Annotated in this window: 11 protein-coding genes; 8 read left to right on the forward strand and 3 right to left on the reverse strand. The window is 70.3% G+C overall.

Features of this window, described 5'->3' with window-relative positions; all coding sequences use genetic code 11:
* Positions 1-66: 66 nt before the first annotated feature.
* From CP978_RS22355 to CP978_RS22365, 3 genes are read left to right on the forward strand one after another with little or no spacing between them, the layout of a single operon-like run.
* Positions 67-1737, forward strand: a complete 1671-nt coding sequence (locus tag CP978_RS22355; RefSeq protein WP_150478286.1) for a TerD family protein — start codon at positions 67-69, stop codon at positions 1735-1737.
* An 11-nt stretch (positions 1738-1748) separates the two neighbouring features.
* Positions 1749-2429 carry an AIM24 family protein gene (locus tag CP978_RS22360; RefSeq protein WP_043443701.1) on the forward strand — a complete coding sequence of 227 codons (681 nt, stop codon included), beginning with the start codon at positions 1749-1751 and terminating at the stop codon, positions 2427-2429.
* A gap of 17 nt (positions 2430-2446) precedes the next feature.
* Positions 2447-3202, forward strand: a complete 756-nt coding sequence (locus CP978_RS22365; RefSeq protein WP_043443702.1) for an AIM24 family protein — start codon at positions 2447-2449, stop codon at positions 3200-3202.
* Positions 3203-3304: 102 nt separating this feature from the next.
* Here the strand turns inward: CP978_RS22365 and CP978_RS22370 are convergent, their stop codons facing one another.
* Both CP978_RS22370 and CP978_RS22375 read right to left on the reverse strand, forming a co-directional pair.
* A complete protein-coding gene (locus CP978_RS22370) occupies positions 3305-3826 on the reverse strand; it encodes an NUDIX hydrolase (RefSeq protein WP_043443703.1) in 522 nt (173 codons plus the stop codon).
* Positions 3823-5259 carry a zinc-dependent metalloprotease gene (locus CP978_RS22375; protein WP_043443704.1) on the reverse strand — a complete coding sequence of 479 codons (1437 nt, stop codon included), beginning with the start codon at positions 5257-5259 and terminating at the stop codon, positions 3823-3825. Before CP978_RS22375 ends, CP978_RS22370 begins: the two co-directional genes overlap by 4 nt.
* A 190-nt stretch (positions 5260-5449) precedes the next feature.
* Between CP978_RS22375 and CP978_RS22380 the strand changes: the two genes are divergently transcribed.
* The 4 genes from CP978_RS22380 (at position 5450) to CP978_RS22390 (ending at position 8786) form a co-directional block, all read left to right on the forward strand.
* Positions 5450-6613, forward strand: coding sequence for an SDR family oxidoreductase (locus CP978_RS22380; protein ID WP_079162260.1), 1164 nt, complete (start codon positions 5450-5452; stop codon positions 6611-6613).
* A gap of 203 nt (positions 6614-6816) precedes the next feature.
* On the forward strand, positions 6817-7275 hold the full coding sequence (locus CP978_RS22385; RefSeq protein WP_043443705.1) for a molybdenum cofactor biosynthesis protein MoaE: 459 nt from the start codon (positions 6817-6819) through the stop codon (positions 7273-7275).
* A 165-nt stretch (positions 7276-7440) separates the two neighbouring features.
* Positions 7441-7605, forward strand: a complete 165-nt coding sequence (locus CP978_RS34965) for a hypothetical protein (RefSeq protein ID WP_167748015.1) — start codon at positions 7441-7443, stop codon at positions 7603-7605.
* Between the two features lie 83 nt (positions 7606-7688).
* Positions 7689-8786, forward strand: coding sequence for a YlbL family protein (locus CP978_RS22390; protein WP_043443707.1), 1098 nt, complete (start codon positions 7689-7691; stop codon positions 8784-8786).
* Between the two features lie 129 nt (positions 8787-8915).
* On the opposite strand, the gene CP978_RS22395 is transcribed toward CP978_RS22390, so the two are convergent.
* The gene (locus tag CP978_RS22395; protein ID WP_043443709.1) at positions 8916-9458 is read right to left on the reverse strand and encodes a PPA1309 family protein; all 543 of its coding nucleotides are present in this window, start codon (positions 9456-9458) and stop codon (positions 8916-8918) included.
* Positions 9459-9622: 164 nt separating this feature from the next.
* On the opposite strand from CP978_RS22395, the gene CP978_RS22400 reads away from it, so the two are divergent.
* Positions 9623-12613, forward strand: coding sequence for a UPF0182 family membrane protein (locus CP978_RS22400; protein ID WP_043443711.1), 2991 nt, complete (start codon positions 9623-9625; stop codon positions 12611-12613).
* Positions 12614-12618 lie beyond the last annotated feature (5 nt).

Here is a 12618-nt window from a genome sequence, read left to right on the forward strand (position 1 = left end):
CTCCGGGCGTTTGCCGTTAGCCTGGCGCGACGTACTCGCACACGGGACGGGGGACGGTCGTCACGCATGGCCAGGGAATTCCAACGCGGTCACAAAGCCAGGATCGGTGATCTCACCGCGGGCACGGATCTGTACGTGGGTGTGCAGATCTCCGCGCCCGGACTGACCTTCGACATCAGCTGCTTCGGTCTGGACGCCGACGAACGGCTTTCGGACGACCGGTACTTCGTCTTCTTCAACCAGCCGAAGACACCGGAGGAGGCGATTCAGCTCCTCGGTCCCCAGGCGGGTGACACGGAGTCGTTCCGGGTGACGCTCGACAGGATCCCGCCGCAGATCCAGAAGCTGTCCTTCACGGCCACCATCGACGGCGCCGGGCAGATGTCGGATATCGGCCCCGGATATCTGCGCATCGTCGCGGGCGGCGAGGAAGTGGCCCGCTACCCCTTCGACGGTGCGGAGTTCACCACCGAACGCGCCGTCATGCTGGGCGATTTCTATCTGAAGGACGTCTGGCGGTTCGCCGCGGTCGGCCAGGGCTTCGACGGCGGCCTCGAGGCCCTGCTGAAGAACTTCGGCGGTGAGGTCCTCGAGGAGGAGCCGCCCGCCCCGCAGCAGTCCGACGCCGTCCCGGGGTTCGCCCCGCCCGCCCAGGCCACCGCTCCCCCCGCGTTCGCCGTCCCCGCCGCCCCGGCGCCCGCACCCCCGCCCACACCGGCCCCGGCGCCCGCACCCCCTCCGCTCCCGCAGCCCGCCGCCCAGGGCTTCGTGCCGCCCCCGGCACCCACGCCGACCGCACCGGTACCCACGCCTTCCGTGCATGCGGCCCCCACCGTCATCGCGCCCCTGTATCCGCCGCCGGGCGGAACCGTCCCGCCGCCGGGTCCCGCGCCGCACGCCCCGGTCCCGCCGCCCGGGCCCCCGGGACCGCCGCCCGGCTACGGCGGGCAGCCGTCCGCCCCGACCCCGCCCGGCCCCGCTCAGCAGCCGCCCCACGGGCAGATCCCGGCACAGTTCGCCGGGCAGCCAGGGCCCCCGTCGCCCCACGCCAGTCCCCAGGGCGCCCCCCGGACCGGTGCCGGAGTGTCCGCCGCGCTCCGGCTCTACAAGGAGACGCCCACCGGCAGCCGCTGGACACAGCAGAACAAGAAGCTCGTCCGGGTCGACCTCGGCATCGGCGGGCAGCCCGTGCTGGCCCGCCAGGGCAGCATGGTGCTCTACCAGGGCAAGGTCGACTTCCACTACAAGGGCGCCGGTGTCGTCGGCCGGATCGTGGGCAACGCGACCGGCCAGGAGATGCAGCTGATGCGCTGTACCGGGCAGGGACAGGTGTTCCTCGCCGAGAGCGCCACCCATCTGCATCTGATCGAACTTCAGGGCGACGCGATCTGTGTCTCCGCGGAGAACGTGCTCGCCTTCGACGAGTCCCTCACGTACGAGGTCCGGCGCATCGAGGGGCACGGCATTCCCGGGGGCGCGCTGTTCACCATGCAGTTCCACGGGACCGGCACGCTCGTGGTGAAGACACACGGCACCCCCGTGGTGCTGCCCGTCACCCCGACGACCTTCGCCGACAGCAACGCCGTCGTCGCCTGGTCGGCCGCCGCCCAGGTGATCGTCTCCAGCCAGGTGAGCATGCGCCGCAACGCCTACCCCGGGGACAGCGGGGAGGGCGTCAATCTGCAGTTCCGTGCCGCGCCCGGCAGCTTTGTCGTCGTCCAGCCCTACGAGGTCTGAGGGAGCCCGTCATGAACCAGCCGCTCGCGGACTTCGCCGCCGCCCCCGTCACCGCCCGTATGGAGAACCACGGCAGCCATATGCTGAAGGTCGCCCTGCAGACCGGGAACGACCTCTTCGCACGCGTGGGCTCGATGGTCGCCTACGAGGGGTTCATCCAGTACGAGCCCAATCCGTCCGCCGTACGCCAGATGGCGCGGGACTGGATCACCGGTGAGGGCGCTCCCCTCATGAAGTGCTCCGGCGACGGTCTGCTGTATCTCGCCGACTACGGGGCGAACGTCGTGGTCATCGATCTCGACGGGGACGGGATCTCCGTCAACGCCACCAATCTGCTCGCCTTCGACGCGCATCTGCAGTGGGGCGTCGAACGGGTCAAGGGGCTCGCCAAGTTCACCGGGCAGGGCCTGTGGAACACCAGGATCTCCGGTCAGGGCTGGGTCGCCCTGACCTCCCGGGGCGAGCCGATCGTCGTCGACTGCGGCGGCGGCGAGGACGAGACCTATGTCGACCCGGACGCGCTCATCGCCTGGTCCCCGAACCTCAAGGTGAAGGGGAAGCGCAGCTTCAAGGCACAGTCGCTCATCGGGCGCGGCAGCGGCGAGGCGTATCAGATGGCGTTCTCCGGGCAGGGCATCGTGGTCGTCCAGCCCAGCGAGGACAGCAGCGACCGCCTCCGGATCCGGGGCTGAGGGGGAGACCGCACACCATGCAGAGCACGCTTTTCGCCTACCAGGAGCAGCAGACCCAGGACCGCTACAGCCTGCAGAACGGGCAGCTGCTGCGGGTCGCCCTGGACGGCCGGGACGATCTCCTGGCGCGCAAGGGCACCATGGTCGCCTTTCAGGGGCTGGTCGAGTTCGACGCGGAGTATGAGTACAGCGGTCGGCAGCAGATGCGCGCCCACACCGGCGAGGGCCTCGACCTGATGCGCTGTCACGGACAGGGCACCGTCTATCTCGCCAACCTCGCCCAGTACGTCCACATCATGGACGTCGAGCAGGAGGGACTGGCTGTCGACAGCAGCTATGTGCTGGCGATGGACTCCTCGCTGCACTACGAGGTCGTCGCCGTGGACAGCCTGTACGGCATCTCGGGCTCCGGCAAGTACCAGCTCAACATCACCGGTCGCGGGAAGGTCGCGCTGATGACCTCGGGCGCGCCCCTGCTGATGCAGGTCACCCCGGACAAGTACATCAACTGCGACGCGGATGCGATCGTCGCCTGGTCCACCGCTCTGCGGGTGCAGATGCAGGCGCAGACCCATGCGTCGGGGGTGTGGCACCGGCGCGGCCACACCGGTGAGGGCTGGGAGCTGAGCTTCATGGGCACGGGCTTCGCACTCGTCCAGCCCAGCGAGCTGCTGCCGCCGCAGAACGCGATGATCGGGCCGGGGCTGCGCGCACAGTACGGAATGGGACAGCAGGGGGCGCGGGGCCAGAACCAGGGCAACGTCTGGAGCTGACTGTCCGGCCGGTACACACGGACCGGTACACATGGACCGGGGCGGCCCCATGCACGGGGCCGCCCCGGTCCGCGTCCACCGCGTCCGGTCCGCGTGCCCCGGTCACAGCCTGGCGCGCGTCGCCTCCAGCAGGCGTACGACCGACTCGTCCGCCACATCCGCCACTTCGTCGTACGGGAACCAGCGCACGTCCAGCGACTCCTCGCTGACCGAGTGCCGGGCGTCCGGGGGCGCCACCACGGCGTACTGCACATCCAGATGCCAGTGGCACGGCGGCGGGATCGGATGCCGGTCCAGTCGCACCGGGCCGCCCGGCACCGGCACCAGACCCGCGATGCCCGACTCCTCCTCGGCCTCACGCAGGGCCGCGGCCTCAAGCGTGGGGTCGCCCGGCTCGCAGTGGCCGCCCGTCTGCAGCCACATCCCCAGCTTTCTGTGCAGGGTCAGCAGCACCCGGCCGAGCCCGGGGTCGATCACCAGTGCGCTCGCCGTGAGGTGCCCGGCACCGCAGGCCTTCCACAGGCCGTCCGGGTGCGCCTGGAGATGGTCCAGATACGTCCGGCGCAGCTCCTCCTGGTCCTCGTACCGCTTGAGCACGAGGACCGCGTCGTCGTACAGGCTCACTCGGTGTCGTCGCCCCCGCGGTCGTCGCCCTCGGCGCGCTCGCCCTTGTCGAGGTTCGGCCGCTGGGCGGGACCGCCGTCCGCCGCCTCGCCGAGCATCTTGTCCAGTTCGGAGAAGTCGAGCTGTTCGCGGTGCACGAACCCATCCGGGTCGTCCAGGTCGGACGCCGTCGGCAGCATGTCCGGGTGGGCCCAGAGGCCGTCCCGGCCGTCCACCCCGCGCGCGTCCGTGAGCGAGGCCCACAGACGCGAGGCGTCCCGCAGCCGGCGCGGACGCAGCTCGAGACCGATCAGCGTGGCGAACGTCTGCTCGGCGGGTCCCCCGGTGGCGCGGCGGCGACGCAGCGTCTCGCGCAGCGCGTCCGCGGACGACAGACGCGGCTTCGCGGCCGCGTGCACCACCGCGTCCACCCAGCCCTCGACGAGCGCCAGGGCCGTCTCCAGACGGGCCAGTGCGGCCTTCTGCTCGGGGGTGTCCTCCGGCTGGAACATGCCCTGCTGGAGCGCCTGCTGCAGCTCCTCGGGGTTCTGCGGGTCGAACTGGCCGACCACGTCCTCCAGCTTGGCCGTGTCCACCTTGATGCCGCGCGCATAGCCCTCGACCGCCCCGAACAGATGGGAGCGCAGCCACGGCACATGCGCGAACAGACGCTGGTGGGCGGCCTCGCGCAGGGCGAGGTACAGCCGCACCTCCTCCTGCGGTACGCCCAGGTCCTTGCCGAACGCCTCGACGTTCAGCGGCAGCAGGGCGGCCTTCCCGGCCGGGCCGAGCGGCAGACCGATGTCGGTCGAGCCGACGACCTCGCCCGCGAGCACGCCGACGGCCTGCCCGATCTGGGTGCCGAACATGGCGCCGCCCATCGAGCGCATCATGCCGATCAGCGGGCCGGCCATGGCCTGCATCTCCTCCGGCAGCACGTCGCCCATGGCCGCGCCCACGCGCTCGGCCACCGGGTCGACGAGCTCCTTCCACGCGGGCAGGGTCGCCTCGACCCACTCCGCGCGGCTCCAGGCCACCGCGGAGGCCGCGCCGGACGGCAGCGAGGTCGCGTCGTCGAGCCACAGGTCGGCCAGGCGCACGGCGTCCTGGACCGCGGAACGCTCGCCGGGGCTCACGCTGGCGTCCTTGGTGCCGTCCTGGGTGCCCTGGGCGACGGTCTGGCGGGCGATCTGCTTGGCCATGTCCCAGTTCACCGGGCCGCCCTCGTACGAGAGCATCTGGCCCAGCTGCTGGAAGGCGGCGCCCAGGTCGGTGGGGTTCAGAGAACCGAACATCGCGGCGAGCGGGTTGTCGGCGCCGGCTCCGGTCGACCCGAAACCGAACGGGTTGGCCGGACCCTGACCACCACCGCTCTGCTGGTCCTTCTTCTTGCCCTCGTCGCCGTTCTCCGGCTCCTCCGGCGGAAGGCCGAATCCGAATGGGGTGTCACTCACGGGATTCCTCGGCTGGTAAGGCCACCGGTTCCTTCCGGCGGCTGGCTGCCCGACAACACCACCCAGCGTAGACACCCCGGCCCGTTCGAGCCTGAGTGCTTCGCCGACACCTGGCCTGCGGCAGGATGGATGCCACCTGGTACCCACGCTGCTGCGCGCGGGTACTGAAGACAACCGCTGGAGACGCCCGGTGAGTTCCCCAGATCCGCAGGTTCGCGCAGCGCGAAACCATTCGACCCGTACGTCCCCCGACGAACGCCCCTGGGCGGCGACGCTGCGCGCCGGTGAGTCCTCCGGCACCCGGGGGCCCGTGGTCGCGGTCACCGGGGCCGCCTCCGGCATCGGCGCGCTGCTGACCGAGCGGCTGGCCGCCAGCGACGAGATCGCGCAGGTCGTGGCCATCGACGAGCGGCGCGGAGAGTGCGCGTCGGCGCACTGGCACATCCTGGACGTGCGGGACCCGGCGATCGCGGACAAACTGCGGGGCGCGGACGTCGTGGTCCATCTCGCCCTCGACCTCGATCTGGAGACGGACTCCGCGGCGCGCACCGCGTACAACGTCCGCGGGACGCAGACCGTGCTGACCGCGGCCGCCGCGGCCGGGGTGCACCGGGTGGTGCTGTGCACCTCCGCGATGGTGTACGGGGCGCTGCCGGACAACGAGCTGCCGCTGTCCGAGGACGCCGAGCTGCGGGCCACGGCGGAGGCGACCGGTGTCGGGGATCTGCTGGAGATCGAGCGGCTGGCGCGCCGGGCGCCGCGGGCCCATCCCGGCCTCAATGTCACCGTCGTACGGCCCTCGGTGCTGGTCGGGGGCACCGACACGGCGCTGACCCGCTACTTCGAGTCGCCCCGGCTGCTGGTGGTGGCGGGGTCGCGGCCGGCCTGGCAGTTCTGCCATGTCGAGGATCTGTGCGGTGCGCTGGAGTACGCCGTCCTGGAGAAGGTGGACGGGGAACTGGCGGTCGGCTGCGACGGGTGGCTGGAGCAGGAGGAGGTCGAGGAGCTGAGCGGGATCCGGCGGATGGAGCTGCCGTCGGCGGTCGCCCTTGGGGCCGCGGCCCGGCTGCACCGGATCGGCCTCACCCCGTCGCCCGCCGGGGACCTCGCGTACACGATGTACCCCTGGGTGGTGAGCGGGAGCCGGCTGCACGAGGCGGGGTGGCGTCCCCGGTGGACCAATGAGGAGGTCCTCGCGGAGCTGCTGGAGGAGGTGGCCGGGCGGCACACCGTGGCCGGACGGCGGCTGGGACGCAAGGACGCGACGGCGGCGGGGGCCGCGGGCGCGACGGTGGCGCTGCTCGGCGCGGCCGCGGTGGTGCGGCGGGCGCGGAAGGCGCGACGGCGGATCTGAGGCCTGCGCGGAAGGCACGACGGCGGATCTGAGGCCCCCGCCCTCGCGCTCGGGCCGGGCGGATCGCCTCCTTGTCTCCGGCACCCGACCTGCCCCTGACCTCCCGGCGGTCTCGACGCCCCGATGGTCTCGACGTCCCGGCGGTGCCGGCGCCCCGGGGGCCACCGGTTCCTCGTCGCCGGAGTGTGCGGCACGATGGGGGCATGACATCCCACAGTGATCACCCTGGTGAGCGGGGTACGGACGATCCCGTCAGGCTGGTCGCGGTCCGGGACACCCCGCTCTCCGTCGACGAGGTCTTCCGGGCGGTCGGGCACGAGGCCGCCGGCGGGATCGCGCTGTTCGTCGGGACCGTGCGGAACCACGACGGCGGGGCCGCCGTGGACGCGCTCGGGTACACCTGCCATCCGAGCGCCGAGGCGGAGCTGCGGCGGGTCGCCGAGAAGATCGCCGCCAACCATCCCGTGCGGGCGCTCGCGGCCGTGCACCGGGTGGGGGACCTGAGCATCGGCGATCTCGCCGTCGTCGTGGCGGTGGCGTGTGCGCACCGGGGCGAGGCATTCGATGCCTGCCGCGCACTGATCGACGACCTCAAGCGCGAGGTCCCCATCTGGAAGCACCAGAAGTTCTCGGACGGGACCGAGGACTGGGTCGGCGCGTAGCGCCGTCGTCGAGGACGCCGATCGGGTGACCGGAACGGCGGCGTCGGCTGAATCTTTCACCCGGATTCCGGTTGCGTAACCGCACCCCCCGCGTGAGCGTTGACACTGCGGTATTAATCTGCTGATCAGTCAGCTGCGGGTCACTCATCGGGTTGGGAGGTCGGCATGGCGGCGCTCGCCTGGTTGCTGATTCCGTTCATGGCTGCGATCGGTGCCGGACTGTGGGGAAGCTGGGCCGGTCGCCATCGCGAGGCGGCGGGTGACGGCACCGAGCTCGCGGGGTACGCGCGGTTCCGTGAGGCCATGGAGAAGTCGCACTCGCGCGGCTGAGCCCGGCCCGGATTCCGGGCGCCACCTGCTTGTGCGGACGGCCCCGACGGCCTGCTGACAGGGTGGTCCCGTACTGTCGTTCCATGCCACGCCGCACCGCGACGATGCTCGCCTCCACTCTGATGCTGATCGTGCTTCTGTGCGCGGGACTCCTCATCGACGTGCCCTACTCGGAGATGTCCCCGGGGCCGACGGTGAACACCCTCGCCAAGCACGACGGCGAGCCGGTGCTGCAGATCGCCGGGCGCAAGACCTATCCGACCAGCGGCCACCTCAACATGACCACGGTCCGGGTCACCAGCGCCAACTACCGGATGAACCTGGTCGAGGCCGTCTATGGCTGGCTCGCACCCGACAGCAAGATCGTCCCGCATGACACGCTCTACCCGGACGGAAAGACCGAGGAGCAGTCCACCCAGGAGAACGCCGAGGAGTTCAGCCAGTCCCAGGAGAGCGCCAAGGTCGCCGCGCTCAACGAGCTCGGCATCCCCGTGCAGTCCTGGGTGATCGTCGCCACCGTCCTCAAGGGATCCCCCGCCGAGGGCAGGCTGCACGCGGGCGATGTGATCAAGGCAGTCGACGGGACGGTCGTGAAGGCGCCCGACGACGTCGCCAAGCTGGTCACCCGGCACAAGCCCGGTGACGATGTCGTGTTCACGATCGTGCCGGCCAAGGAGCAGGCCGCCGCCGAGAAGGCGCACCGGACGGCCACCGCCACCAAGGAGGTGGCGATCACCACGGCGAGGTCCCACGACAGCGGTCAGGAGCGGGCGATCGTCGGGATCTCCGCCGGAACCGATCACACGTTCCCGTTCACCATCGACATCAAGCTCGCCGATGTCGGTGGACCCAGCGCCGGTCTGATGTTCGCCCTCGGTATCTACGACAAGCTCACCCCGGGCGATCTCACCGGGGGGAAGTTCGTGGCCGGCACCGGCACCATCGACGACAACGGCCGGGTCGGGCCGATCGGCGGCGTGGAGATGAAGACCGTCGGTGCGCGCGACAAGGGGGCCCAGTACTTCCTGACGCCCAAGGACAACTGCGCGGCCGCCGCCAAGGACACCCCCGAGGGGCTCACCCTGGTCAAGGTGAACACCATCGAGGACGCCCTGAACGCCCTCAAGGACATCCGCACCGGACGGACCGCCGACCTGCCGAAGTGCACGGTCAAGGGCTGACGGCACGCCCTGCCGTGACCGGGCCGCGCCTACGGCCCGAGCCCTGAGCCGACCGGGACCCGTCCGGGCCGCCGCGACGTGCCCGGAGACGACCGGGGCCGGAAGCCCGGGTCGTGTCCGCGCCGCCCCTCAGTCCGCGAAGGTCGCCGAGAGCGCCTCCGCCAGGCCCGGGACCAGGCCGGGACCGGTCAGCACCTCCGCCGGTGCGTCCTTCTCGCGCAGCCGGAGCGCCGACTCGCGCGCGCCGTCCCGCAGGACCGCGACCGTCATCCGCACCTCCTGGCGTTCGGGGTGCTCGGCGACCCACCGGGTCAGCTTCTTCCCGCTGAGACCCTGGGGGACCTGGGACTCCGCGGACGGCGGCAGCATCAGCCGCTCCACCGTCAGCGCACAGCCCACCACCGCGTCGGGCCAGGCGATGGTCCCGAGGAACTCGTCCAGCGGGCGGTCGGCGGGGATCTCGTCCTGCTCGATCGGGGTGAGAGCGGTGGTGGCGGTCTCGTCCTCCAGGCCGAGCTGGGCCGCGAGCGAGGGCTCCTCGGCCTGCAGGCGTGCCGTGTCGACGAGGGCGAAGAGGCGAGCGGGCTGGTCCCAGCCGAGGCCGGAGGCGTACTCGTCGATCTCGAGCACGGCCCGGGTGAGCGGGTTCGCTGCCATGGGTGTGTTGGACATGGTCACAATCCTGCCTCGTTCTCACCCGGAAGCGGGAACCGAGTAAAGCGCCAGTAAGTTGCATAGGTGAGGCTCCACGACCGTGGGGCCTCGTCCACGGTCCACGTTCACGGGGGCCTGAAGAATCAACAGCGAACTTCGAGGTGCGCACCTTGGCTTTCCAGATGCCGGACCGCGGCGGAGGCCCGACGGGGCCACGGATCAGAGTGGGCCGCCCGTCCCGGCGAGCCCGGACCCTGCTCATGACACTGGGGGTCCTCGCCGTCCTCGGCATGGCGTTCGTGATGTTCGCCGGCTTCTGGACGGACTGGCTCTGGTACCGGTCGGTGAGTTACTCGTCCGTCTTCACCACCACGCTGTGGACCAAGATCGGGCTCTTCTTCGTCTTCGGTCTGCTGATGGCGGCCGCGGTCGGCTTCAACGTCTGGCTGGCGCACCGGCTGCGACCTCCGCTGAGCGCCATGTCGATGGAGCAGCAGAGCCTCGACCGCTACCGGATGGGGATCGCGCCCTACAAGAAGTGGCTGCTGCTCGGGATCACCGCCCTGGTGGGCCTGATCGCGGGCGCCTCGGCGTCGAGCCAGTGGCGCACCTGGCTGATGTGGGTCAACGGCGTGCCCTTCCACCAGAAGGACCCCCAGTTCCACCTGGACGTCGCCTTCTACGCCTTCGACCTGCCCTGGTACCGCTTCCTGCTCGGCTTCGGCTTCGCCGCCGCGGTGCTGTCGCTGATCGCCGCCACGCTGACGCACTACCTCTACGGCGGGCTGCGGGTCACCTCCCCGGGGGCGCGCGCCACGGCCGCCGCGACCGGGCATCTGTCGGTCCTGCTCGGTGTCTTCGTCGCCCTGAAAGCGATCGCCTACTGGCTCGACCGGTACGGCCTCGCGGTCAAGTCCAGTGACTTCAAGGCCACCGGCAACTGGACCGGCCTGAGGTTCGTCGACGCCAACGCCTATCTTCCGGCCAAGACCATCCTGTTCTGCATCGCGGTCATCTGCGCGCTGCTCTTCTTCGCCACCCTGTGGCGGCGCACCTGGCAGCTGCCGGTCATCGGCTTCGGACTGATGGTGCTCTCGGCGATCCTCATCGGCGGTCTGTACCCGGCCCTCGTCCAGAAGTTCGAGGTCGAGCCGAACGAGCAGGCCAAGGAAGCCCCGTACGTCAAGAAGAACATCGAGGCGACCCGCAAGGCCTACGGCATCGACGACGCCAAGGTCACCGAGTACCCGGGCGAGGGTGCCACCGAGGACCGGAGCAAGCTGCGGGACGTGGCGGACGCCACGGCGAGCATCCGCATGCTGGACCCGAACCTGGTCTCCCCGACGTTCCAGCAGCTCCAGCAGATGAAGGGGTACTACGCCTTCCCGACCAACCTGGACGTCGACCGCTACACCAAGGACGGCAAGGTCCAGGACACGGTCATCGGTCTGCGCGAGCTGAACCTCCAGGGCATCCCGAAGCAGAACTGGATCAACAACCACTTCCGCTACACCCACGGCTTCGGCGCGGTCGCCGCCAAGGGCACCACCGCCGACGCCAACGGCCAGCCCGTCTTCACCGAGTCCGATCTGCCGTCGACCGGTGATCTGCCCACCTATGAGCAGCGGATCTACTACGGCGAGAAGACCAGCACGTACTCGATCGTCGGCGGTCCCCAGAAGGAGATCGACTACCCGGACGCCAGCGGTGAGAAGACCACCAGCTACCGGGGCAAGAGCGGGGTCAGCCTCTCCGACCCGCTCAACCGGGCCGCGTACGCGGTGGCGTTCAACGAGCCCCAGATCCTCTACTCCGGCGCCATAGGCAAGGGCTCGCGGATCCTGTACAACCGCATGCCCAAGGAGCGCGTCGAGGCGGTCGCACCCTGGCTGACCATCGACGGCGACGCCTACCCGGCCATCGTCGACGGCCGTATCCAGTGGATCGTCGACGCGTACACCACGACGAACGGCTATCCCTACGCCTCCCGTACGACCCTCGGCGACACCACGGCCGACTCGCTGACCGCGGCCAACACCCAGCGCGCGGTGCTGGCCCAACAGAACCAGGTCAACTACATCCGCAACTCGGTGAAGGCGACCGTCGACGCGTACTCCGGCGAGGTCAAGCTCTACCAGTGGGACACCGAGGACCCGGTCCTGAAGACCTGGATGAAGGCGTTCCCGGGCACCGTGGAGCCCAAGAGCGACATCTCGTCCGCGCTGATGGACCATCTGCGCTACCCGCAGGACCTGTTCAAGGTCCAGCGTGAGCTGCTGACCCGGTACCACGTCGAGCCCAAGGACGCCCAGACCTTCCTCAGCGGCAGCGAGGTGTGGCAGGTGCCGGACGACCCGACCAACAAGTCGGGTGACGCGGTGCCGCCGTACTACCTGAGCATGAAGATGCCCGACCAGCAGTCGCAGGCGTTCTCCCTGACGACGACGTTCACCCCGAACGGCCGGGACAACCTGAGCGCCTTCATGGCGGTCGACTCCGAGGCCGGCAAGAGCGGCTACGGGCAGATCAGAATCCTGAAGCTGCCGACGAGCACGACCGTGGGCGGCCCCAAGCAGGTGCAGAGCCAGTTCAACTCCAACTCGCAGCAGAACATCGCCGAGTTCGTCCGGCTCATCAGGGGCGGCGACTCGGAGATCGAGTACGGCAACCTGCTGACCATTCCGCTCGACGGAGGACTGCTCTATGTGGAGCCGGTCTATGTGCGCGGCGGCGAACTGAAGATGCCGCTGCTGCGCAAGGTGCTGGTGACCTACGGAGGGACCACCGCCTTCGAGGACACCCTGGACGAGGCGCTCAACAAGGTGTTCGGAGCGGAGGGTTCGACCACCCCGCCACCGGACAAGGACAGCGGCACCCCGCCGCCGTCCGGCAACCCGACGGTCCAGCAGGCCCTCGAGGACGCACAGAAGGCCTTCGAGGCGGGACAGAAGGCCCTGAACAAGTCCCAGCCCGACTGGCCCGCGTACGGCGAGGCGCAGAAGGACCTGGAGTCCGCGCTGAAGAAGGCCGAGGAGGCGCAGTCCAAGACCGGTGGTGCCGGCGGCAAGGACGGCGCCTCGTCAACCCCGGCGGACGGTTCGCCGGGTGACAAGCCGAGTGCTTCGCCCAGCGGTTCACCCGGTGACGGCTCGAAGGCCTCCGGCGGAGGCTGAGCCGA

The organism is Streptomyces nodosus, assembly GCF_008704995.1.
Lineage (GTDB): Bacteria > Actinomycetota > Actinomycetes > Streptomycetales > Streptomycetaceae > Streptomyces > Streptomyces nodosus.